This window comes from Paraglaciecola sp. G1-13 (genome assembly GCF_055809255.1).
The window spans coordinates 2,543,906-2,566,958 of sequence record NZ_CM147903.1 but is presented as its reverse complement, the minus strand read 5'-3'; the positions used below and the strand labels follow the sequence as shown (position 1 = coordinate 2,566,958).

At 45.7% G+C, this 23,053-nt stretch carries 20 protein-coding genes; 13 read left to right on the top strand and 7 right to left on the bottom strand.

Annotated elements, in window-relative coordinates:
• The first annotated feature begins 166 nt into the window (after positions 1-166).
• From nirB to AC0L6N_RS10765, 8 genes are all read left to right on the top strand, one after another.
• Entirely contained in the window at positions 167-2,752 is a 2,586-nt protein-coding gene (gene nirB, locus AC0L6N_RS10800) for a nitrite reductase large subunit NirB (RefSeq protein WP_473481179.1), read from the top strand.
• Between the two features lie 10 nt (positions 2,753-2,762).
• Positions 2,763-3,107, top strand: coding sequence for a nitrite reductase small subunit NirD (gene nirD, locus AC0L6N_RS10795; RefSeq protein ID WP_473481177.1), 345 nt, complete (start codon positions 2,763-2,765; stop codon positions 3,105-3,107).
• A gap of 49 nt (positions 3,108-3,156) precedes the next feature.
• Positions 3,157-6,060 (top strand): nitrate reductase, encoded by a 2,904-nt coding sequence (locus AC0L6N_RS10790; RefSeq protein ID WP_473481175.1) that lies wholly within the window; start codon positions 3,157-3,159, stop codon positions 6,058-6,060.
• A complete protein-coding gene (gene cobA, locus AC0L6N_RS10785; RefSeq protein ID WP_473481173.1) occupies positions 6,057-7,085 on the top strand; it encodes a uroporphyrinogen-III C-methyltransferase in 1,029 nt (342 codons plus the stop codon). The genes AC0L6N_RS10790 and cobA overlap by 4 nt, the downstream gene beginning before the upstream one ends.
• 163 nt (positions 7,086-7,248) lie before the next feature.
• On the top strand, positions 7,249-8,334 hold the full coding sequence (locus tag AC0L6N_RS10780) for a glycosyl transferase family protein (protein WP_473481171.1): 1,086 nt from the start codon (positions 7,249-7,251) through the stop codon (positions 8,332-8,334).
• A gap of 432 nt (positions 8,335-8,766) precedes the next feature.
• Positions 8,767-9,405: an ANTAR domain-containing response regulator gene (locus AC0L6N_RS10775; protein ID WP_011575311.1), complete on the top strand. Its 639-nt coding sequence runs from the start codon at positions 8,767-8,769 to the stop codon at positions 9,403-9,405.
• Complete coding sequence (locus tag AC0L6N_RS10770) at positions 9,398-10,510, top strand: CmpA/NrtA family ABC transporter substrate-binding protein (RefSeq protein WP_011575310.1); 1,113 nt, start codon at positions 9,398-9,400, stop codon at positions 10,508-10,510. Before AC0L6N_RS10775 ends, AC0L6N_RS10770 begins: the two co-directional genes overlap by 8 nt.
• Positions 10,511-10,611: 101 nt before the next feature.
• Positions 10,612-11,220: an FMN-dependent NADH-azoreductase gene (locus tag AC0L6N_RS10765; protein ID WP_473481168.1), complete on the top strand. Its 609-nt coding sequence runs from the start codon at positions 10,612-10,614 to the stop codon at positions 11,218-11,220.
• A 60-nt stretch (positions 11,221-11,280) separates the two neighbouring features.
• Here AC0L6N_RS10765 and AC0L6N_RS10760 read toward each other — a convergent pair whose 3' ends face one another.
• Positions 11,281-11,823: a glutathione peroxidase gene (locus tag AC0L6N_RS10760; protein WP_473481167.1), complete on the bottom strand. Its 543-nt coding sequence runs from the start codon at positions 11,821-11,823 to the stop codon at positions 11,281-11,283.
• Positions 11,824-12,006: 183 nt separating this feature from the next.
• Here AC0L6N_RS10760 and AC0L6N_RS10755 point away from each other — a divergent pair, with 183 nt between their 5' ends.
• Positions 12,007-14,559 carry a S9 family peptidase gene (locus AC0L6N_RS10755; RefSeq protein WP_473481165.1) on the top strand — a complete coding sequence of 851 codons (2,553 nt, stop codon included), beginning with the start codon at positions 12,007-12,009 and terminating at the stop codon, positions 14,557-14,559.
• A 210-nt stretch (positions 14,560-14,769) separates the two neighbouring features.
• Entirely contained in the window at positions 14,770-15,342 is a 573-nt protein-coding gene (gene efpL, locus AC0L6N_RS10750) for an elongation factor P-like protein EfpL (protein WP_011575306.1), read from the top strand.
• A 126-nt stretch (positions 15,343-15,468) separates the two neighbouring features.
• Here efpL and AC0L6N_RS10745 read toward each other — a convergent pair whose 3' ends face one another.
• Entirely contained in the window at positions 15,469-15,900 is a 432-nt protein-coding gene (locus AC0L6N_RS10745) for a GFA family protein (protein ID WP_011575305.1), read from the bottom strand.
• Positions 15,901-15,963: 63 nt separating this feature from the next.
• Complete coding sequence (gene rrtA, locus AC0L6N_RS10740) at positions 15,964-16,551, bottom strand: rhombosortase (protein WP_011575304.1); 588 nt, start codon at positions 16,549-16,551, stop codon at positions 15,964-15,966.
• A 386-nt stretch (positions 16,552-16,937) separates the two neighbouring features.
• Here rrtA and AC0L6N_RS10735 point away from each other — a divergent pair, with 386 nt between their 5' ends.
• Positions 16,938-17,369: a CBS domain-containing protein gene (locus AC0L6N_RS10735; protein ID WP_011575303.1), complete on the top strand. Its 432-nt coding sequence runs from the start codon at positions 16,938-16,940 to the stop codon at positions 17,367-17,369.
• Positions 17,370-17,396: 27 nt separating this feature from the next.
• Here AC0L6N_RS10735 and AC0L6N_RS10730 read toward each other — a convergent pair whose 3' ends face one another.
• The 4 genes from AC0L6N_RS10730 to cysK all read right to left on the bottom strand — a co-directional run bounded on the left by AC0L6N_RS10730 (position 17,397) and on the right by cysK (position 20,616).
• Positions 17,397-17,765 carry a DUF3703 domain-containing protein gene (locus AC0L6N_RS10730; RefSeq protein ID WP_473481162.1) on the bottom strand — a complete coding sequence of 123 codons (369 nt, stop codon included), beginning with the start codon at positions 17,763-17,765 and terminating at the stop codon, positions 17,397-17,399.
• Between the two features lie 36 nt (positions 17,766-17,801).
• Entirely contained in the window at positions 17,802-18,971 is a 1,170-nt protein-coding gene (locus AC0L6N_RS10725) for a winged helix-turn-helix domain-containing protein (protein WP_473481160.1), read from the bottom strand.
• A gap of 100 nt (positions 18,972-19,071) precedes the next feature.
• On the bottom strand, positions 19,072-19,524 hold the full coding sequence (locus tag AC0L6N_RS10720; RefSeq protein ID WP_473481158.1) for a hypothetical protein: 453 nt from the start codon (positions 19,522-19,524) through the stop codon (positions 19,072-19,074).
• A 126-nt stretch (positions 19,525-19,650) separates the two neighbouring features.
• Entirely contained in the window at positions 19,651-20,616 is a 966-nt protein-coding gene (gene cysK / locus AC0L6N_RS10715; RefSeq protein ID WP_011575299.1) for a cysteine synthase A, read from the bottom strand.
• Between the two features lie 412 nt (positions 20,617-21,028).
• Between cysK and AC0L6N_RS10710 the strand changes: the two genes are divergently transcribed.
• Together AC0L6N_RS10710 and AC0L6N_RS10705 are read left to right on the top strand one after the other, a co-directional pair.
• Positions 21,029-21,865 carry an AAA family ATPase gene (locus AC0L6N_RS10710; RefSeq protein ID WP_473481156.1) on the top strand — a complete coding sequence of 279 codons (837 nt, stop codon included), beginning with the start codon at positions 21,029-21,031 and terminating at the stop codon, positions 21,863-21,865.
• Positions 21,865-23,043 carry a vWA domain-containing protein gene (locus AC0L6N_RS10705; RefSeq protein ID WP_006991097.1) on the top strand — a complete coding sequence of 393 codons (1,179 nt, stop codon included), beginning with the start codon at positions 21,865-21,867 and terminating at the stop codon, positions 23,041-23,043. Before AC0L6N_RS10710 ends, AC0L6N_RS10705 begins: the two co-directional genes overlap by 1 nt.
• Positions 23,044-23,053 lie beyond the last annotated feature (10 nt).

Below are 23,053 nucleotides of genomic sequence, written 5' to 3'. Positions count from 1 at the left end.
TAGATAGCGAATACCGTTCGCGATAAATACATTTATGTACTGTGCCGGCAATTAGCGCCAAGCATGGAACAGGCAAAGAAGCCCACTCAGACTGTTAGCACTCAGTCGCGTGGGCTTTTTTTATGGGCAAAATTAGTTGAGTAAACACTTCGTTCAGGGGACCAACATGTCAGCAAATACAGTCAATATAGTCGTGGTAGGAAACGGAATGGTGGGCCACCATTTTGTTGAGCAAATCACTAACCACGGCAAAACCGACCCTTCTATTACTTATAAAGTCACTGTGTTATCAGCTGAGCCAAGACTCGCTTACGACCGAGTGCATTTGTCGGAATATTTCTCAGGCAAGACAGCGGACGATCTCGCGTTAACCACGCCAGCACACTATGAAGCATTAGGTGTTGATTTTCACCTTGATGCCGCAGTGGTCGATATTGACAAGCTAGGTAAGTTTGTTAAAACCAAATCCGGTCAGGTTTTCGCTTACGACAAACTCATCATGGCCACTGGCTCTTATCCGTTTGTGCCACCAATTGAGGGGAACGATCAACCTCATTGCTTGGTGTACCGCACCATTGAAGATTTAGAGGATATCAGCGCTTCAGCTAAAGTGAGCAAAACCGGTGTGGTTGTGGGGGGCGGCTTATTGGGTTTAGAAGCGGCGAACGCATTGCGAGAGGCTGGTCTTGAAACTCACGTTGTGGAGTTTGCTCCGCAATTAATGGCGGTTCAAGTCGACACAGGCGGCGGTCGTCTATTAAAAGACAAGATTGAAGCCCTAGGCGTGCAAGTTCACACCCAAAAAGCCACACAGCGTATTGAAGCGGGTCAAACAAGTCGTTATCGCATGTGTTTTGCCGATGGGGATTTTTTAGAGACCGACATGATCCTGTTCTCAGCAGGTATCCGGCCACAGGATACGCTAGCACGCCAATATGAGATTAAAATCGGTGAACGCGGCGGTATCGTGGTTGATAATCACTGTTTAACGTCCGAGCCAGATATTTATGCTATTGGCGAATGTGCCTTATGGAATAACTTTATTTTTGGCTTAGTTGCCCCAGGCTACACCATGGCGCGCGCTGCAGCGAGTCATATAACAGGTGGCGATGTAGAATTTTTAGGCGCAGATATGAGCACCAAGCTCAAGCTGATGGGCGTTGAAGTGGGCTCTATTGGTGATGCACATGCTCGCATACCTGGAGCGCAAACCTACATTTATGAAAATCAGCCTGATGGCGTGTATAAAAAAATGGTGGTTAACCATGAGCAAAGTGTGCTGCTTGGCGCCGTTTTGGTCGGAGACACCAGTGACTACGACACGCTTCTACAATATGCGTTAAATGGCATCGATTTACCTGAGCATCCTGAAAGCTTGATTTTACCTGCCTCAGGTGATGCGCCAGCAGGTGGCTTAGGCGCAGACGCGCTGCCTGAAACGGCGACCATTTGCTCATGTCACAATGTATCAAAAGGCGACATTATTGCTGCTTTTGATGGCGGAGCCTGCGATTTAGCCAGTGTTAAATCATGCACTAAAGCCAGCACTGGTTGCGGTGGGTGTTCGGCGTTACTGAAAACCGTAGTCGACAGTGAATTGGGCAAACGCGGCGTAGAAGTGAAAAAGGACATCTGTGAGCATTTTGCTTATTCGCGCCAAGAGCTTTATCACATGGTTAAAGTCGGAAAAATTCAAAGCTTTGACGAGTTGATTGAAAAACACGGTCACGGTTTAGGCTGTGAAATTTGTAAGCCTGCTGTGGGCTCAATTATGGCCTCGGTGTGGAATGACTTCGTGTTAGAAAAGCCTCACGTAGCCTTGCAAGACACCAATGATACTTATTTAGGCAATATGCAGAAAAACGGGACCTACTCGGTCGTGCCACGTATTGCCGGCGGTGAAATTACCCCTGATAAACTGATTGTATTGGGTCAAGTTGCGAAAAAATACAACTTGTATACCAAGGTCACAGGTGGCCAACGTATCGATTTGTTCGGCGCGCGAGTTGAACAACTTCCGCCTATTTGGGAAGCCCTTATTGCTGCCGGTTTTGAAACCGGTCATGCCTATGCGAAATCACTGCGTACCGTTAAGTCTTGTGTAGGCAGTACTTGGTGTCGTTTCGGTGTACAAGATTCTGTGGGTCAGGCTATCGATCTGGAGAACCGTTATAAAGGTCTACGTGCGCCGCACAAAATAAAATTCGGTGTGTCAGGTTGTACTCGCGAGTGCGCAGAAGCCCAGAGTAAGGACATAGGGGTTATTGCTACTGAAAACGGCTGGAACCTATACGTATGTGGTAATGGTGGAATGAAACCTCGCCATGCGGATTTGTTTGCCACTGATTTAGATGACGCCACCTTAGTTAAATATATTGACCGCGTGTTGATGTTTTACGTGGCAACTGCGGATCGTTTACAGCGCACCTCAGTATGGTTAGAGAATCTAGAAGGCGGGTTAGCGTATTTACAAGATGTGGTGATCAACGACTCCCTAGGCTTAGGCGAAGAGCTCGAGAAACAAATGCAACACATCAAAGATACTTACCAATGTGAGTGGAAAACAGCCATTGAAGATGAGTCTTCACGCAAACGTTTCCGTCAATTCGTCAACAGCGAACAGAGCGATAAAAATGTCGTGTTTGTACAAGAGCGTGCGCAAATTCGACCCGCTACGGAAGCGGAACTAGAGACCCTTGCTAAATCCGGCAAAGGCACAGAGCAAATTATCGATGTTGTTGAGTTGGCGTAAGGAGTCAGTTATGAGCACAGAACAAAATTGGACAGATATTTGTCACCTTAATGATTTGGTTGATAACTCAGGCGTGTGTGCGTTAGTGAAAGAGCAACAAGTGGCCATTTTTAAAGTACGAGAGAAAGGCGAAGTACACTTTTATGCCATCAGTAACTGGGATCCTATTGGTAAAGCAAATGTGTTGTATCGCGGTTTGATTGGTTCAGTGGCAGATAAAACTGTGATTATTTCGCCTTTATACAAGCAGCGTTACTGTTTAACAAGCGGTGAATGCCTAGACGATGAAGCGCGTAAAGTCAGTGTCTATGACGTGCGTGTTGAGGGCGACAAGGTGCAACTAGCGGTGGCGTAATGCCACCTTGATGCAGCCTATAAGTTAATTTTTCAAAAGGCCCTACTACATGATAAACCCAACAAGCGCTTCTCAGTCCTCAGTTCAAGGAGCGTGTTCAAAGCTAAGCACCACAACTTGCCCTTATTGCGGAGTAGGGTGTGGTGTAGACGTTACCAGTAACGTCGAGGGTGACAGCGAACAACTTGTTAGCGTTCAGGGCACGGCTAGCCACCCAGCTAACTTTGGGCGCTTATGCGTTAAAGGCAGTAAGTTGGCCCAAACCAACGTTAAGCAAGGTCGACTCATGACTCCTATGGTTAATGGCCACAGGGCTCAATGGGATGCTGCTATCAGCACCGTAGCCAACAAATTTGCCAGCCTTATTGAGGAGCACGGACCAGACTCAGTCGCATTTTACGTGTCAGGGCAACTATTGACCGAAGATTATTACGTCGCCAACAAATTAATGAAGGGCTATATCGGTAGCGGCAACATAGATACCAACTCACGTTTGTGCATGTCATCTGCAGTGGCTGCCTACAAACGTGCGTTTGGTGCTGATACCGTACCTTGTAGCTATGAAGATTTAGAGCAAACAGAATTATTGGTGCTTGTGGGCTCAAATGCCGCTTGGACACATCCAGTATTGTTTCAACGTATTGAGCGGGCGAAGAAGCTCAACCCGAATATGCGTTTGGTGTTCATTGATCCGCGGCGCACCGCAAGTTGTGAGGCCGCAGACTTACACTTACCCGTTAAACCAGGCACCGATGTAGCGTTATTCAATGGCCTAGTTCGCTATCTTGAGCAACATAAACACCTCAATTCAGATTACATTGCCGCTTTCACCGAGGGATTCGATGCCACCATTACCGCCTGTGAAAGTTGGACTCTTAAGGCTGTTGCCGAATATTGTGATGTTAATCAAACCTTGATTGAACAGTTTTATCAGCTCTTTGCAGGCAGTGAGTCAGCAATCAGCTTTTATTCAATGGGTGTAAACCAATCTAGCAGCGGTGTTGATAAAGCCAATGCGATTATCAATTGCCATCTTGCCACGGGCAAAATAGGTCGTGAAGGTTGCGGACCGTTTTCCATCACGGGCCAGCCAAACGCGATGGGCGGTCGTGAAGTGGGTGGGCTTGCCAATATGTTGGCGTGTCACATGGATATAGGTAATGCACAGCATCGAGCGCTAGTGCAAAACTACTGGCAGTCACCCACCATCGTGCCTGATATTGGCTTGAAAGCGGTGGATATGTTTGATGCCATCGAACAAGGCAAGATTAAAGCCGTTTGGGTAATGGCAACGAACCCTATGGTGAGCATGCCCAATAGGCATAAAATTAAAGCCGCTTTAAACAAATGTGAAATGGTGGTGGTTTCAGATTGCGTGGCTAACAATGACACCATCGCTATGGCTGACGTGGTATTGCCTGCCACAGGTTGGTCAGAGAAAAACGGTACGGTTACTAACTCAGAACGCAGAATTTCCCGCCAGCGGGGTTTTTTACCGCCCACAGGGGAAGCACGTCATGATTGGCAGATTATCTGTGACGTGGCCAAAAAAATGGGTTTCAGCAACGGTTTTAATTACACAGACCCGAGTGAAATTTTCGACGAGTATTGCGGCTTAACGGCAGAGCAGAATAACGGAAGCCGAGATCTTGATTTATCTGGTTTATGCGGGCTAACGCAAAAACAGTACGACAACCTTGTTCCCATTCAATGGCCGGTGAATAAAGCCAACCCTGATGGGGTAAAGCGCATGTTTACCGATGGTCGCTTTTTCACCGCGAGTCAAAAAGCCCAGTTCATTGCTATTGAGGCTAAAGCCCCTGAACAAACCACCACAACCGAATTTCCGTTTGTGCTTAACAGCGGGCGGGTTCGCGATCAGTGGCACACCATGACGCGCACAGGTGCCAGTGCCGATCTAACCAGCCACGTGGCCCATGCTAGCGTGGCATTAAACAGTGTTGATGCTTCTAAGTTACAGGTAAAAGAAGGCGACTTGTTGGCCTTATCCTCACAAGTCAGCACCAGTCTTAGTCAAGTGATGTTACCGGTTAAAATAGATGAAGGTCAGCGTAACGGTGAGTTTTTCGCACCCATTCACTGGAGCGAGCAAAACAATGCGGCCGCGAATATCAGCCATTTATACACAGACGCCAACGACCCTATTTCTGGCCAACCTGAATTAAAACACGCTGCGATTAACGCGCTAAAAGTCGAGTTTTTCCATCATGGTCACATCTTTATTACGCAGCACCTTCAGGGCAGCCATGAGCAACGCCAAGCCGTAATAAGCAAGCTGTGCTCGACATTTGATTATTGGCGCCTAACCAAGATAGCGGGCGGTGAGATGCTGACGTTTGCTCACGGTCGAATTCCTTCGCCGCGGGTTGAAAACGACAGTCTGGCCTTTGATTTAAAAGAGTTTATTCAAACAAGTATCAGCAATAAGTATATTTGGGCTGCGCGCAAAGGCGATACTCAGCAAAGCGCATACGCATTAATGGGTGATAGATTACAGTTTGCTGCATTTAGTGACGTACATACCCTAGAGGATAACGCGCCATGGCTAAGTGCTTTACTCGCAGCTGACAGCTTGAACGTAGAGCAAACAACCGCCTTGCTACGTGGCGAGCCAGACGAGCAATTTAACCAAGGACGTTTAATTTGTAGCTGCTTTAAAGTGGGCATCAACCCGATCAATGAAGCAATAGCCAGAGGCTGTAACAGCGTTGATGAATTAGGCGAAACGCTAAAATGCGGCACAAACTGCGGGTCGTGTAAAAGCGAGTTACAACAGTTGATCAATGCTCACGAATACGAGCATGACAATGCAAATAGCGCCCGCCAAACGCCTGTTTTAGCCGCAGTGAATGGCGCTTCGCCCTCAGAGAATACTCAACAAAATCAGATGACATTTAGCGGTGAACGTATCGCTGTGGAGACCCAATTATGAACACGCCAACCAGCGTTATTTCACATGTAAATAGTCTTTTGCCACAGGCATTGAGTCAATTTGTGGCGCAACTTTTTAAAATCAATCTGAACTCGCCACAAGCGCGCTCATTGGATGCGCTTAAAGGACTAAATGCAGGGTTACGCACTGGGCTTAAAAACCTAAATGACAGCGCAAATAAGGCTAATGCCCAACATGGTGTAGGGCATGTTCACCTTATTGGCTCTGGCCCTGGTGATGCAGAACTACTGACGGTTAAGGCCTATCGACTACTGCAAAGTGTCGATGTGGTTATGTACGACTGGCTGGTCAATCCGGATATTCTAGACATGATCCCAGCACATGTAGAGCGTCGTTTTGTGGGTAAAAAGTGCGGCGAACATAGCATGACCCAAACACAGATAAGCGAACTGTTAGTCAGTGTGGCTAAAGAGGGCAAAACCATTGCGCGCTTAAAAGGCGGTGACCCTGCCATATTTGCTAGAGCGGCTGAAGAATGTGACTTACTGACCAAGCATCAGATCCCATTTAGCATAGTACCTGGCATTACCGCGGCATCTGGCGCGTCTGCTTACGCGGGAATACCGTTAACCCACAGGGATTGCGCTCAGTCAGTGCGCTTTATTACTGCGCATTTAAAAGATCCTGCGTTACAGCCAGATTGGCAAAGTTTGGTTAATGGCGCTATGCCAGATGCCAAAGGTAAAAACGCTGAAACCCTGGTATTTTATATGGGATTGCGACGGGTTGAATCGATTATGCAACAGCTGCAGTCGCATGGTTTACCTGTTGATTTGCCAGTGGCGATAATCGATAAAGCCACCAGTGCTCAGCAGCAGGTGTGCATCGGGCAGGTAAAAAACATCGCACAGCGCTTAGTATGTCGCCAATTTACTGGGCCTGCGCTTATCATCGTGGGTGAAGTGGTCAGTAAGCGTCAAAGAGTCGTTTCTTATCACCAACAAGACGGTTTACAATGCCAAACACATAATGAAATTAACGATGCGCTTGCACAGTCTTTATAACCTTAATGGTGCTTTGAGTACATAGTGCATGGCAGTGAGCCTTTGATTAGCCCTGAAAGCAAAGCCTCAGCGCTGATTGTACAATCCACTTGAAACACCATTAGCAGACATCGACGCGTCGCATTGATAAAGGCATAACGAGCCTGTAGGCATTTTTACATCCATGAGAACAAACAGCAGCACGCAACATCCCACAGAATTTAAAGAGTTTATTCGTATTATTGGCCGCGGCCAACGCGCTGGTGGCACCCTAAGTCAGGCGCAAGCGTACCAAGCCATGAAAATGCTGATCAATGATGAGATCACGCCTGAGCAAAAAGGCGCTTTTTTGATGCTACTGCGGGTACGTGAAGAAACTGCAGAAGAATTGGCCGGTTTCATTCAAGCCTTTCGTGAAGTAAATGACCGACAGATAGCGGCCCTGCCGATTGATATTGATTTAGGTTGCTATGCGGGGAAGCGCCGGCACTTACCTTGGTTTTTGCTAGCGGTTATTGCCCTAGGTCAGCAAGGTAAAAAAGTGTTTTTACACGGTACCCATGAGCCAGATTCAAATCGGTTATATTTGAAAGATGTATTACCCCAGCTAGGGATTGAGCCGGCCAGAAATGCTGCTCATGCGGGTGAGCAACTTGAAGCATTGGGTTTTAGTTATATGGACTTAGCCGATATAAATCCCAAGCTTGATGACATGATCCAATTACGCGGCCAGTTTGGGCTGCGTTCATGTGCTAACACACTTGCTCGTATGTTAAATGCCAGTCAAGCCCCTTGTAGCCTTCAAGGCGTTTTTCACCGAGGCGTAGACATCAAGCATAGTCACTGTGCCAAGCTAGTGTATGAGCAAAATCCGACTGATCTAACAAGTGTTATGTGTTTTCGCGGTGAAGGAGGGGAAGTGGAGTACAACCCTGAGCGCGAGGTAACCTTACATCTTTGTCAAGCAGGGAGAGAAACCACCGTAGAGGTTCCGGCATTTTTGTCTCAGTGGGTGACTAAGCCGAAAACACTAGACGTGAAACAGTTAGTAGAGGTGTGGCAAGGCAGCAATGACAATGTATATGGCACTCAAGCTATTTTGGGTAGCTTGAGCTTAATGTTGATACTCACTGAGAATCTCAGTCTTGAAGATGCCAAACATCGCGCGGAGCAATGCTGGCAAGGGCGTAACAAAAAGTGGTCGTTTACCCTGCCTGTTAAAAATGACACTGCTAGTTATCAAACTGCAGGGGCACATAAAGCGCACTGAGCTTATGTGCCGCTCGAAATGAACAAGTGAGGGATAAGAGCTGATTCGATGCCCTCACATCCACCATCATCCTATGCATTTACATGCGCAATTTACTCTGCATGATCCCATTAGCGATAGGCTCAGAAATGCTCTGGGCAGCACCTTTTGCCATACATTTGAAAGTGCCTTGTACGTCGAGGCACTTAGCCCTAGTGCAACCTACATTACTTCAGTAGTGACAGGAAAGACTTCGAGAAATTTATTGCTCGTTCATTTTTTGTGCAAGCCATTGCACTTTGATGGTGCGCCTGCCCATTTTCGTACGTGCAATCCCATTTCAGATCAAAATACATCATCTAACTAATTGATAGTATTGATTTTTTATCTTGGCGCAAGCTTTGCACACAGTTATTGACTTAGGTCAGCATGTAACTCATTCAGGAATCTCCGTTGATATCTACAGCAAAAAGCCAAACGCGAATATCGCATCACGAGCAGCTGAACATCTTGTTGATAGATGAGAATGTTCAGCGCGCTGAGTCCATCGTGACGGCGCTTGGAAACTCCCGTTACAAGGTGAGCCATTTGGCCTGTTCTCAGGCTGGGCTTTTGAAGCAGGTAGACGAAATTCAGCCTGACATCATAGTGATTGATATCGAGTCTCCGAATCGCGATATGTTAGAAAGCTTACACACAATTTCCCACTATAACCCTAAACCTGTGGTGATGTTTTCATCACAGCAAGACACAGAAACGATTAATCTATCGGTGCAGTCTGGCGTGAGTGCCTACGTGGTTGGAGACATAGATCCCGAACGTGTTAAACCGATTTTAGATGCCGCAGTGGCTCGGTTTAAAGCCTTTCACAAACTTAAAGATGAATTGAACGATACCAAGCATCAACTTGAATCGCGCAAAAGCATCGATTTAGCAAAACGTTTATTGATGAAGACAAATAAAATGAGTGAAGAGCAGGCATTTCATAGTATGCGCAAGACCGCTATGGACACAGGCCAGAAGCTCGAAGATGTAGCCAAGACAATCGTTTCCATGCTGCGCTCATTTGAAAAAGGTAATGAAAATGATTAAACCAGAACAACCAAATATTACGCTTGGGTTTATCCCGCTCACCGATTCCGCGCCCCTTGTTGTCGCCAAAGAGCTAGGCTTTTTTGAACAATGGGGCCTTAGCGTAACGTTGCAAAAACAAAACTCATGGGCCACTCTCAGAGACAAGCTCCATGCAGGTGTGTTAGACGCGGCACAAATGCTGGCGCCTATGCCAATTGCCAGCGCATTAGGGCTTGGGGCGCCGCCAGCAAATGTGATCACGCCTTTAGTACTCAGTTTAAATGGCAATGCCATCACCCTTTCAGAAAGCTTGTTGCAAGAAATACTCAAAGAAAATGATCTAACCAATGTCACGCTACCGATGGCAGGCTACTTATTACAACACGTGGTCGAGAAACGTAAGCGTCAGGGGTTATCTAAACTGAAATTCGCTACGGTTTTTCCATATAGCTGTCATTATTACCAGCTAAGAGATTGGCTTAAAGCGGCAAAAGTAAGTTTAGACGACGTTGAAATGTTAGTTGTACCACCTGTCAGCATGGTTGAATGTTTGAAAAACGGTGATATTGATGGCTTTTGTGTCGGCGGCCCATGGAACGCTAAAGCGGTTCGCGCAGGCATCGGCATGACGGCGCTAACGTCGTTCGATATCTGGCAAGACTCACCTGAGAAGGTATTGGGCTTGCTAGATAGTTTCAACAAAAAACATCCTAATACGGTATTAGCGTTATGTGCAGCCCTTAAGCAAGCCTGTGCTTGGCTCGAATCTGTGCCCAATCGTTTTGAAGCCGCTAGATTACTTTGCCGACAAGAATACTTAAATGCTGAACTTGATGTAATAGCACCGTCATTGCTCGGTAGTTGTTTAACGCACAAGTCGCTGCCGCCGCGCAGCATTCCTTCTTACAATCAATTTTCTGTGAGCAATAATGGTTGCATTAACCAGCCTGAGTTGGTGCGCGGAGAGTGGTTAATCAAGCATATGGTCAGTGCTGGGCAAATACCGCCACATGTGACAATACCGCTTGACCTGGTCGCTAAGGTCTTTAGGCCTGATATTTACCAAAAAATGCGCTTGCTGATTGAAGATCAAGGCGTGCAGTTTTATCGCCGCTCAGGTTAGTAAGTTCTAATAAATAGAACTAAATTCGCTAAATAATGCAATTTTCATTCGCTTAAATAACCATATACTGCATTCAAATTAGTCAGCAATGGGAGTTTTAAATGAAAAACGTATTAGTGCTAAATGCCAGCTTACAAGGCGAGAACGGCAACTCAAGTCAATTGACGAGTGAGTTTGTGACACAACTACAGCAAACTGAAAGTATCAAGGTGGAAAAGGTTGATTTAAACACCTTGAATCTGCCGCATTTAAGCGCTCAAGAGATGCAAACGTGGAGCATGCTCAGCGACAATATGACCAATGATCAAGCCGCTCTTGCCGCCTATTCAAACGACTTATTGGCACAGTTAGAGCGCAGCGACGTCATAGTGGTGGGCATGCCCATGTACAACTTTAGCATTCCGTCTACGTTTAAAGCGTGGATTGACCGAGTCGCAAGAGCAGGGCGCACGTTTAGTTACACCTCAGAAGGCCCTAAAGGGCATCTACAAGGCAAAACAGTGTATATCTTCGCTGCGCGGGGCGGTATTTATCAAGGCACTGATAACGATACGCAGACGCCTTACTTAAAACTTGTCTTTGGTCTTATGGGGATAACAGATGTGAACTTTGTTTATCTTGAAGGACTGAATATGGGAGAAGAGTATGCGCAAACATCATGGCAACAAGCCCGAGAAAGTCTGACAACGCTGCTACCTGCAACCGTTTAAACGTTCAATAGCTAAAAAAGCCCGAGTAAATCGGGCTTTTTAACATGTAGTAAAGGGTGTTTATCGTCTTAAGGTGTTTTCAATGGTTTCAATAAATGCTGGATCTGTCGGCTTGGTTGATGAGGCGTAGGCGTTGACCAAATTACCGTTTTTATCCATCAAGTATTTATAGAAGTTCCACTTAACGGTCGTGCCGGACTTCTTCGCCAGCATACGATAGAGTTGGTCAGCATCACGCCCGCGCACAGGCATGGCTTCGAACATAGGAAATTCGACACCGTATGTGAGCTCGCAAAGCTCAGCTGTTTTGCTTTCATCTTTGTCTTCTTGATTGAAATCATGTGACGGAAAGCCCAAAACCACCAAACCTTGATCTTTGTATTTACTGTATAGCGCCTCTAAGCCCTTAAATTGCGGGGTAAAACCACAGTAACTCGCGGTGTTAACGAAGAGTACCGTTTTGCCTGCATAGGTTTCACACAGATTGACCGTGTCTTGGGAGTTGAGTTTACGCTTAACAAACTTTAATAAATCAGGGCATTGTGCACTGTAAGCCATGTTACAAAAGAACATTAGGCAGGTAATAGCAAGTAACTTCTTCATGGAGACCTCGAGTGTTTTCTACATAGTCAGCATATCTAGTACGTTTGGTTTACTTATTATCATGTCTATTATAGCGCTGACTATTTTGTAAGTGTGTCTGTATAGCAGTTTAATTTGATTGATTTTGCGTTTAAAGTAAATTGTTATTCAAAAAAATTAAAAAAATTCGCAGGAAAAACAATAATGTATAAATTTTCTAAAACACTGCTGGTGGTATTAATTTCTACCAGCGTGTTCGCTTGCAGTGCCACCTACACGACAGATACGCAGCCAATCAGCAATAAAAATGATGCTCAAGCCCCCATCGCTAGCAGAGCGTTGACCGAGCCGTCGCCAAGTACGATTGCGAGTAAACACAGTATTACGGGTGACAATACACTTAGCCTTGAACAGATTATGGCTGACCCAGATTGGATAGGCAGGCAACCATTAAGCAGCTATTGGGGGGATGACAGCCAATCGGTTTTTTATACCCGTAAAGAGCAAGGCTCACCAGTGACGCACTTGTGGCGGGTTCAGGGCAGCACTTTGTCGCAAGGCACGAGTCCCGATGACGCGAAAAAAGTTGAATTAGCACAATTGCACAAGGTTAGCGATGGCGATCGTGTTACTAATCCACAAGGCACCTATTCTGCTTGGGTATTTGAGGGCAATATTTTTATTAAATCCCTCAGCGGCAGCGAGCAACATCAAGTCCGCCAATTAACCCAAGACGGAGATGGCCCACGGCAGATCCAATTCTTGAACGATGGGCGCCTTGCTTACCAGCGAGGCAACAACTTGATCAGCTTAGACCCCAGCAATGGGTTCTCGCAAAAGCTAGCCACTTGGCAGTTCAGTGAAGCCCCAATCGCCAACGAAAAACCAGCTGATTACATCGCCGAGCAGCAAATTGCGTTAATCGATTATGTGGCTAAAAAGCGCAGCGACCGACAAGCTAAGTTTGCGCAGCAAGCCGCACTTGCAAAGCACAACAGCACCTTGGCACCAGAGGCTTTTTATTTCAGCGACGGGGATGAACTCGTGTCGGCTAGCGTGTCCCCCAATGGGAAATGGGCATTGTTAGCGACGACGGCTACGCAAAAAACACGTAGCGACAATGACTTGATGCCTGCTTACATCGGTGAAGACGGGCGCATTGAGCGTAAAGAAGTGCGCCAACGTGTTGCAGATGCTAAACCCGTTAATCATCAACTGTGGTTACTAGACTTAACAAATCACAAAAAACATGCCCTGAGCTACCAAAACTTGCCTGGCTACAACGAAGACGTGCTAGCTGAGGTTAAAAAGGAGAATGCGAACGCTGCAGGCAAACGCTATCAAAGCAACCGCTTGCCACGTGATATTGTGCTAATGAGTGATTGGTCGTGGACCCAAGGCGCTATTCAATGGCATGAAAGTGGCGAACAGGTCGCCATTATGGTTGAAGCGTGGGACAACAAAGACCGGTGGCTTGCTACTGTCGATTTGAAGAAGCATAGCTTAGTTAATCAAGAGCGTTTACACGATGAGGCATGGATTAACTATCGCTTTAATAGCTTCGGGTGGCTGCACCATACTGAACAATTGTATTATCTGTCTGAAAAGTCAGGCTATGCGCATTTGTATGTCAAGCCATTAAACGCAAACGCAACAGCATTGACGTCAGGGCGTTTCGAAGTCAATGACCTGACCCTCACAAAAAACGACGAATATCTTTATTACAAAGCCAATCAGAAGCACCCAGGCATTTATGAAATCTACCGTGTTGACATAGGTAGCGGGAAAATCGAAGCCTTGACTGACTTAAATGGCATGACTGATTACCAACTCAGCCCTGATGAAAGCAAACTTTTACTGACCCATTCAACGCTGACAATGCCGCCTGAACTGTACGTTCAAAATGCCGCACCTGGCGCACCAGTAACGCGTTTGACGCACACCATAAGCCAAGCGTTTTTGGCCATGGGGTTTGCGGCACCGGATATTGTGCCGGTCAAATCCAGCCATACCACTCAGCCAATCTTTTCACGGGTGTATCAACCGGCAGAGAATGCGAATAACGAGGGCGAAAAACGCCGAGCAGTGATTTTTAACCATGGGGCAGGATACTTGCAGAATTCGCACTTAGGTTGGTCAGGTTATTTCCGTGAATTTATGTTCCATAACATGTTGGCCCAACAAGGCTATGTGGTAATGGACATGGACTATCGCGCCTCCGCAGGCTATGGGCGAGACTGGCGTACAGCGATTTATCGCCATATGGGTAAACCAGAGATTGATGATCTACGTGATGGCATTAATTGGTTAGTAGAAAACGCTAATGTGGATCGTGAACGCATCGGCACATATGGTGGCTCTTACGGTGGGTTTATGACTTTTATGGCGCTCTTTACTCAGCCAGACTTGTTTCAATCTGGTGCCGCCCTTCGTCCTGTCACTGACTGGGCTCATTACAATCATGGTTACACCTCAAACATATTGAACATGCCAAACGTGGACCCTATTGCCTATGAGCGCAGCTCACCGCTGTACTTCGCAGAAGGCTTAGAAAAGCCATTGCTGATCAATGCGCCTATGGTGGACTCAAATGTGTTTTTTCAAGACACGGTGCGTCTGGTACAACGTTTAATCGAACTTGAAAAACAAGATTTTGAAACAGCGATTTATCCCGTGGAATCACATGGTTTCGTGCAACCTAGCTCATGGCTTGACGAATATCGCCGCATCTACAAGTTGTTTGAAACGACGTTGTAACACTGTAGCTTGCGCCTTTACCTAGAGTGGTTATCTCAAAGCCCAGCACGACTGTCTGGGCTTTTTGCTTTTAGGCAGACTGAGAATCTGCTTGCCTTACACGGGCTTTCTGGTAATTTCGATGCCAAATTTATTTGATGGTTTGCCTGTGTCGAACAGTAAAACCGATTATCAGAGCCCATTAGCAGAACTAAACGTCAGAGAAAAAACATGCCAAAAGCCAGTGAAGTAAAAAAGAACGCCGCCATTGAACATAACGACAAAGTCTATGTGGTTAAAGATATCAATAAATTAACCCCAAGCGGTCGCGCCGGCGCGAGCCTTTACCGTATGCGTTTGTACGAAGTAACCACTGGCGCAAAAGCAGACGAGAGCTTTAAAGCCGATGAAATGATCAAAACCGCTGATTTTGTGCGCCAACCGGTGACTTTCTCTTATATTGATGGCGATGAGTACGTGTTCATGAATTCGGAAGATTACACGCCTTATAACATCAATAAAGAAACCATTGAAGAAGAGTTATTATTCATTGCCGAAGACACTACAGGGTTGCAAGTGATGATAGTGAACGGCTCTGCTGTGGGCATAGAGCTTCCACCCAATGTAGAGTTGGTGATCACCGAGACTGACCCTTCCATTAAAGGTGCCTCAGCCAGTGCTCGGACTAAGCCTGCTACGCTAAGCACAGGCTTAACGGTGCAAGTGCCTGAGTATATCTCAAGTGGTGAGCGCATTAAGATTAGCACCAGCGAGCATAAATTTGTCAGCCGCGCTGACAAGTAACCCGCTTATAAATTCAGTTGTGAGAAAGCCCGTTGAACGTATGTTCAGCGGGCTTTTTTATCGAAAAATAAGCACCAAGCTCGACTCACATCACAGCTTAGCGGTATTTTTTAGGCCATAAAACAGCTACTCTTTCGGTGCAAACGCGGCAAACACTTCTTCACCCGTCATCATTTTAGTTTGATTCGCAAAGTCGTAATAGTTGGGCTTTTCATCACTGAAAATTTGGCAATGAAACTCAACTTTGACTCCCTCTGGTATGTCGAATAAGCCCACTGGCATGATGTATTGTTGGTTTTCTTTTAAGCGGTAAAAAAGGTGGCTACCGCAGTGGCGGCAAAACCCGCGCTGTGCCCATTCGGATGAGTCAAACACGCTAACGTCATCCTCAGAGGTTAGCGTGACGTGTGTGCCGCAATCAATGCCCAACAGCGGGCCGCCGCCCCAAGCACGACATGACGAACAGTGACAGGCTTCCATATGAGGTTTGACATCACTCACTGCTATTTTTATTGCCTTGCATAGGCAATGTCCCGTTAGGTTTATCGCTTGGCTCATGTACCTTCCTTATGCTATTTCCTAGTGCAATACTTTAATGGCACTGCGAATGAAACCACAAGCTTAGCCGTTTTTTTGCTGTTTGATAAGTGAACAAATAATGACTAGGAGCCCACAAAAAGCCCCAAATAAATGTGCATCAATGGCTACGTTTGCATCAATAAGCTCGGCGATGCTCCCACTTGGACCTGCGATTTGTTCGTTTGCTATTTTTGCCCATACTCCGACCATTAAGATCCAGCCGCTAGTGACGCCGTACTTGATATCCTGATAGGCGCCCCACACAAAAACACCGTGTAAAATGCCTGATAGCCCGACATACCATTGCATTTCTGGTTCAAAATAATAAATCCCCGCACTGACGCCGAACGAAAACAACCCCAACATTAGCAAGTAATGAGCGGTGTGATAATACTGACCGTGGAGTGACCAAAGCAAAACCACGGCCGCCAGGTTGAGCAGGAGGTGATTAAAATTGGTGTGTAAAAAGTTACCCGTTAGGGCCCGCCACCATTGACCTTGGTTTATGGACTCACGGTCGAATGCTAACCAGGTGCTACTGGAAGGCTCAGCAATAAAAAGCATGGTCGCGATGACACAAATTATGATTGGCCCAAGGGAGTGGGGCAAAGCGTAGGGTAGTCGTAACATCAAGGACTCTCAACTGGGGTTTAAGTAAATAGGCATTTTCGTTCGGCACAAGTGCGACATCTTACTCACAAGCGCTAAGCAAGTCATGGTAGGTCGACGTCTTTGACTAATTCGTTTGCTGTCGCATTAAATAATTCTTCGCAGTACTTCAATAAAACCAGAACGGCTCTAGCCCTATCTTGTTTTACATGTTTAGCAAATTAGGGGACGACAGCGCAAATATTGTCAAGCCCATTTTAATTGGCGTATCCTAAATAGCGATGATCATCTTGGCAAATAATGAAAACTTTCCGCTCAAGCAGTGGCTTACACCGACAGTGTGAGGCTTATGATGACTATCACCCGTTACAAAGAATGCCAATACTCATAAATAAGGAACCCGGAGCATGCAAGTAGACAAGTTGATGTCAGTAGAAGTGGTGAGTATCAATATGGACGACACGTTAGCTCACGTAAGGGTACTTTTTGAACATCATCGATTTCATCATTTGTTGGTAGTAGACAAGGGCCAGTTAGTTGGCATTATTTCAGATCGCGATTTACTTAAAGCCATCAGCCCTGCTGTCGGTACGGCATCAGAGACAAGTAAAGACTTAGCTTATTTGAAAAAGCCTGCTCATCAGATCATGACTCGCGACCCTGTTTGTTTATCTCCAAAAAGTGGCTTGCTGGAGGCGATTAAAGCCTTCAATCGATACTCAATTTCTTGCCTACCTATCGTCAATATAAATAACAAGCCCATCGGGATCTTAAGTTGGCGTGATATTTTTAAATTTATTGAGCATAACCAGTTAGAGAAATCTCATCGCAAGCAATAGTGTCATTATCAGTGAACTAGCGTGTCGTTAACGAGGCGCCTGGGCACGCGCGATTGCTCTTGCGTGACGTTCCTGTAATGGAAGTGATTTAAAAGGGCTGATATTACTCCCCCCTGTGTTGCCTTGGGGTAGGGCGCCCACTGCCGTTTTACTCACGGCACCTGCGATGCGCAATAACTGCCCAATACATTCTTTTTTATCTGCTTGGCGTTTTGCCCAAGCAAACATCAAACAATGAACTTTAGTATGCCAATACGTTGAATTCTGACCCAGCACATGAGCATGTTCTAGGTGGGCGAATTCCTGTAAATAGTTGCCTTTACGCCGTGCGCCTGATGCTCGCGCCAATTCTTTTAGCACCACAAATCGAATGTTTTTTCTAAAGTTAGTTTTCATTTTGTGCTCGTTATCTACTGGGCGGCCAATGCAAGGTTAGGATAAATGGGTAGTCTTATGCAAGAGATAGGTTTGGCAGTGATTAAATGCCATAAATGCTCTCAAGCTTTTATTCAGCGCCTGATGAAACGCATCGAGCTTACGTAAACTCGCTTCAAGCACTAAATGATGAATGTGCAAGACCTTGCCCTTTCGATCGACTTTACAATCCATTCTGGCAACGAGTCTGGTGTCCCATAAAATAGGCAGAGAAAAATAACCAAACTGCCTCTTGTGGGCAGGTACATAGCATTCTAATAAGTAGTCGAATGTAAACAGGGTTTGCATACGCTTACGTTGAATAAGCAAATTATCAAACGGCGACAAAATGTGCAGCTGACTGCGTTTTATAGGGGTATTAAGGGCGTCTAGCTGGCTGTGTAACGCATAGTAGCGGAAACCTGCTACATCAAGCTCAATGAGTTCGCCCGCTTCTAACATGATATTGATAGTGTGTTTTATTCCCGTCTTGGTATGCTTGCGCAAATAGGCTATTTCGCTCGCTTGTCCTAGCCCGTTTGCACGTAAAAATCGGGTTATCAAAAAACGCCAATAGTCTTGTTCGCTGGGGGGATGTACATCCACATCGCTGGGTAAAACCCGTTCGGTTAACTCATATACTTTATGAAAATTAACCCGCTCTTTTATCATCAAATCCCCTTGCATAAACAAGTACTCTAACGCTTGTTTGGCAGGTTTGCTCGCCCAGTCTTTTGGCTTTGATTTGAACGCCGTACTTGGACTCTCGAAATCTTTAGCCATCAAAGGCCCTTCAGCGTGAATGCGCCTGAGCACTTGAGCTATTAATTTAGGATTTCTGGGATACCAATGATCAAGCGTACCGTTTGCCAGCGCATTTTTGCGCAGTAAGCTATAGCGGTAATCTTTCATAGGAAGGTACGCAGCCGCGTGGGACCAATACTCAAATGCCTGCTTGTTGGCAATCAGTTGTGTTAGATGATCACAATGATAACGGGGATTTCGATTCCATAACGTATGGTGGTGGGCGCGCACAACAGCGCTAATGGTATCAATTTGTACATACCCCAAGGCTTCTAGGGCATGTAAAGAATGGGTTAGCGGATCGCCAGAGCGGCTTTTACTTGGCAGGCCTTGGGCGTGCAATACAAGTTTACGCCCTTGCTGCAACGAAATAGACTCAAGCATATTTTATACATCTGAGTAAATTGTCGATGATAGAAGTCACTTACCGATTAAATGGCTCAGCAGTAAGCAAAGCAGGAGAATCGGTGCAAGCACATGCACATCATTCGACACTGACTTCGTCTACCTTCCATGCTTTTTTGATGCGAACAAGTTTTACCGTGCGCAAATCTTTAACAATCTCACCATTAAGTGTGCCTTCAAAGAACAAGGCTACGCTGGCTTCTTTTGCAAACTCGTTGCGCCCTGCATTGGTTGCGTTGGGCTTAATTTCAACTTTGTCGTATGCCATATTGAGTACGTGGCGCTGAACGTTGCGATTAATACGATAAGACTTCATTAATCGAGCCATTTTAGGGCTAGCAAAATCAAGCGCGCCATCGATATTGTCATCCTCATAGATATGGCTGAAAAACTGCACTGCAGCGTATTCGGGTATATTGGTGTCCATCATGCCGTATTTACCAGCCCCCGTTTTAGTGGTGTCGTCACAGGCGCTAAGTGCAAAAAAGCTGAGTAGCAGGGCGATGAAAGAGAATGAACGTGATAAATGCATAAATGTTCTACATGTTGAAAATAACAATGTTGAGTGTACCTGCGATATCTAGAAAGTAAAAGGGAGGCAAAAATGCCTCCCTTTTACTTTCTTCTAAGCGCTGAGTTTACGCAGTATAGCTTGAGCCTATTGTACTTCTTCGGTATCACCAAATTCGCCCGCGAAAAGTGGGCTACTCAAGTAACGCTCAGCGGCGCTTGCGAGTAATACAACGATAACTTTGTCGGCGTTTTCTGGTTTTTCTGCCCAGCGTTTGGCAGCTGCGACTGCGGCGCCTGAGGAAATCCCCACTAAAATACCTTCCTCTTTCATCAATCGATGCGCCATCTCCATACTTTCTTCGTTGGTTACCTGCTCAACGGCGTCGATAATATCCAAGTCAAGGTTGCCAGGAATAAAACCCGCGCCAATGCCTTGAATTTTATGCGGGCCTGGAGTTAATGGCTCACCGGCTTTCGCTTGGGTGATAACGGGAGAATCAGTTGGCTCAACCGCAACAGAGGTAATGGCTTTACCTTGGGTATTTTTAAGGTAACGGCTTACGCCCGTAATGGTACCGCCTGTGCCAACACCTGCTACGAAAATATCGACTTTTCCGTCAGTGTCATTCCAAATCTCTGGGCCTGTGGTTTTTTCATGAATTTCGGGGTTCGCTGGGTTTTCAAACTGTTGTAATGGTACATACTTGCCCGGCGCTGACGCAATAAGCTCTTCAGTAGCAGCAATTGCACCTTTCATGCCTTTAGCTGCTTCGGTTAATACGAGATTCGCCCCCAGAGCTTTTAGTAACTTACGACGTTCAAGGCTCATAGAGCTTGGCATGGTTAAGGTAATTTTGTAGCCACGAGCAGCCGCTACAAATGCCAATGCGATCCCAGTATTACCACTGGTTGCTTCAATCAATTCTTTGTCTTTGGTTAATATTCCGCGTTTTTCAGCGTCCCAAATCATGTTGGCGCCAATGCGACATTTTACGCTGAAGCTCGGATTGCGGGATTCGATTTTTGCATAGACGTTACCACCAGTAACACGGTTTAATTTAACCAGCGGGGTTTTACCGATAGCGAGGGAATTGTCGTCATAAACTTGCATAAATTTTCCTTTCTGGGGTCTGGGTAGTGCCTAATTTGTTACGTCTGTCGTTAAGCTGACGTAAGTTTATACTTATTCGTTAATGGCACTTTCTGTCTGAGAATTTTAAACTGTGTCGCGCCTTAGGTTTTGCTAACACCTAGGGCCAAGTTACTTAGATTAAGGCGAAGTGACCAAATTCAAAGTGCTTTTTAGCTATATCTTATGGAAATAGTTAACTCTAAGCATTATTCATTGGTAATTGACCTGCGCTCACGCTTAACTATTGCATAAATAAAGTTGCGTATGTAATGACACTCGTCTTTGTAGGCAGTTCAAATCGGGCGTAATTCCCCTAATAAATAATGTATCTATGGCTTTACTGCTTCTAAAAGCAGTGGTCAATTAACCCAACGAATAAACCGAGGTATTGATGTCTTTTAATGGAACGAGTAACTATATTGCTAGCGATGAGCTAAGACTGGCAGTGAATGCGGCGATCACATTAGAGCGCCCATTATTGATTAAGGGAGAGCCTGGAACAGGCAAAACCATGCTAGCAGAGGAGCTCGCGGCAAGTTTAGGCACTGAGTTGATTCAATGGCATATCAAGTCGACCACTAAAGCACAACAGGGATTATACGAATATGATGCCGTGTCCCGATTGCGTGATTCTCAACTCGGTGATGACAAAGTACACGACATTAAAAATTACATCGTTAAAGGCAAGCTGTGGCACGCCTTTGAAAACACCAACCGACCCGTACTACTGATTGATGAGATTGATAAAGCCGATATCGAGTTTCCCAACGATTTACTGCAAGAACTGGATAAGATGGAGTTCTTTGTTTACGAGACACGCGAAACGATAAAAGCGGCGCAACGCCCAATCGTGATCATTACCTCTAATAATGAAAAAGAACTGCCTGATGCATTTTTGCGTCGTTGTTTCTTTCACTACATTCAGTTTCCAGATCAAGAAGAAATGCGCCGCATTGTGGATGTTCACTTCCCTGACATCAAAAAAGATCTGCTGAGCCAGGCGCTAGAGTCATTTTTTAACTTACGTGATATTCCAGGTTTAAAGAAAAAACCATCTACCTCTGAGTTGATCGATTGGTTAAAACTACTCGTGGCAGAAGATATTTCTCCTGAGGCCCTAAAAGACAAAGACAGCAAAAAGTCGATCCCTCCTCTGTACGGTGCATTGCTTAAAAACGAGCAAGATATTCATCTTTTTGAAAAACTGGTATTTATGGCGCGCCGCTAATGTTGGTTGATTTCTTTTTTAAGCTAAGAGAGTACAAGCTCAAAACCAGCTTAAGTGAACTCATGGACTTATTGCGTGCTTTACAAGCTGGCGTGGTGTTTGCCGATATTGAAGCATTTTATTATTTGGCCCGCTTGTGTTTAGTCAAAGATGAAAGCCAATATGACAAGTTCGATAAAGCCTTCGCGGATTACTTTGAAGGTGTGCAGCAAATCGACTTATTCGGCAAAGACATTCCAGAAGAATGGTTACGTAAAGAAATTGAGCGTCATTTTAGTGAAGAAGAAAAGGCTAAAATAAAAGCCCTTGGTGGCTTAGACGAGTTGATGAAAACCCTAAAAGAACGCCTTGCTGAACAAGAGAAACGCCACCAAGGTGGCAATAAGTGGATTGGCACTGGTGGCACATCACCTTTTGGGGCAAATGGCTACAATCCTGAAGGTGTGCGGATAGGGCAAGACAAAAATCGTAATTTTTCAGCAGCCAAGGTTTGGGATAAGCGTGAGTTCAAAGACTTAGCAGGCAATGTTGAACTGGGCACTAGGAACATAAAGGTTGCCTTGCGTAAGCTACGTAAATTTGCCAGAAGTGGCACCAGCGAAGAGCTAGATATGCCTCACACCATAGAGGGCACAGCTAAAAACGCAGGCTTGCTTGATATTCAAATGATGCCTATCCGGCGCAATGCCATTAAAGTGTTGATGTTTTTTGACGTGGGGGGCTCAATGGACGCCCACATTAAAGAGTGTGAAGAGTTATTCTCGGCGGCGCACACGGAATTTAAGCATTTAGAGTATTTCTATTTTCATAACTGCGTGTACGAGGGCGTGTGGAAAGACAACAAACGCCGGGGCAAGGAAACCATGTCAGTGTTTGATGTTATTCACAAATATGGCGCTGACTACAAAGTGATTTTCGTCGGTGATGCCACCATGGGCCCTTACGAAATTACCTATCCTGGTGGCAGTGTTGAGCACTGGAACGAAGAGCCTGGTGCCCTTTGGATGCAACGTATTTTGGAGCATTTCAAACATGGTATTTGGTTAAATCCGCAGCCTCAACAATATTGGAATTACTATGCCTCTATCGGTATCATGCAGGACATTATGGAACAGCGCATGTATCCCTTGACGATCGACGGCTTAGGGGAGGCAATAAAAGCGCTACACAAGAAATAAAAAGGTGGGC

Coding starts and splice junctions, on each gene's coding strand:
- nirB (WP_473481179.1), top strand. CDS start 167: ATGTCAGCAAATACAGTCAATATAGTCGTGGTAGGAAACGGAATGGTG.
- AC0L6N_RS10705 (WP_006991097.1), top strand. CDS start 21,865: ATGTTGGTTGATTTCTTTTTTAAGCTAAGAGAGTACAAGCTCAAAACC.
- AC0L6N_RS10780 (WP_473481171.1), top strand. CDS start 7,249: ATGAGAACAAACAGCAGCACGCAACATCCCACAGAATTTAAAGAGTTT.
- AC0L6N_RS10770 (WP_011575310.1), top strand. CDS start 9,398: ATGATTAAACCAGAACAACCAAATATTACGCTTGGGTTTATCCCGCTC.
- cysK (WP_011575299.1), bottom strand. CDS start 20,616: ATGCAAGTTTATGACGACAATTCCCTCGCTATCGGTAAAACCCCGCTG.
- AC0L6N_RS10765 (WP_473481168.1), top strand. CDS start 10,612: ATGAAAAACGTATTAGTGCTAAATGCCAGCTTACAAGGCGAGAACGGC.
- AC0L6N_RS10755 (WP_473481165.1), top strand. CDS start 12,007: ATGTATAAATTTTCTAAAACACTGCTGGTGGTATTAATTTCTACCAGC.
- AC0L6N_RS10730 (WP_473481162.1), bottom strand. CDS start 17,765: ATGAAAACTAACTTTAGAAAAAACATTCGATTTGTGGTGCTAAAAGAA.
- AC0L6N_RS10735 (WP_011575303.1), top strand. CDS start 16,938: ATGCAAGTAGACAAGTTGATGTCAGTAGAAGTGGTGAGTATCAATATG.
- AC0L6N_RS10760 (WP_473481167.1), bottom strand. CDS start 11,823: ATGAAGAAGTTACTTGCTATTACCTGCCTAATGTTCTTTTGTAACATG.
- AC0L6N_RS10720 (WP_473481158.1), bottom strand. CDS start 19,524: ATGCATTTATCACGTTCATTCTCTTTCATCGCCCTGCTACTCAGCTTT.
- AC0L6N_RS10725 (WP_473481160.1), bottom strand. CDS start 18,971: ATGCTTGAGTCTATTTCGTTGCAGCAAGGGCGTAAACTTGTATTGCAC.
- AC0L6N_RS10745 (WP_011575305.1), bottom strand. CDS start 15,900: ATGAGCCAAGCGATAAACCTAACGGGACATTGCCTATGCAAGGCAATA.
- rrtA (WP_011575304.1), bottom strand. CDS start 16,551: ATGTTACGACTACCCTACGCTTTGCCCCACTCCCTTGGGCCAATCATA.
- cobA (WP_473481173.1), top strand. CDS start 6,057: ATGAACACGCCAACCAGCGTTATTTCACATGTAAATAGTCTTTTGCCA.
- nirD (WP_473481177.1), top strand. CDS start 2,763: ATGAGCACAGAACAAAATTGGACAGATATTTGTCACCTTAATGATTTG.
- efpL (WP_011575306.1), top strand. CDS start 14,770: ATGCCAAAAGCCAGTGAAGTAAAAAAGAACGCCGCCATTGAACATAAC.
- AC0L6N_RS10790 (WP_473481175.1), top strand. CDS start 3,157: ATGATAAACCCAACAAGCGCTTCTCAGTCCTCAGTTCAAGGAGCGTGT.
- AC0L6N_RS10710 (WP_473481156.1), top strand. CDS start 21,029: ATGTCTTTTAATGGAACGAGTAACTATATTGCTAGCGATGAGCTAAGA.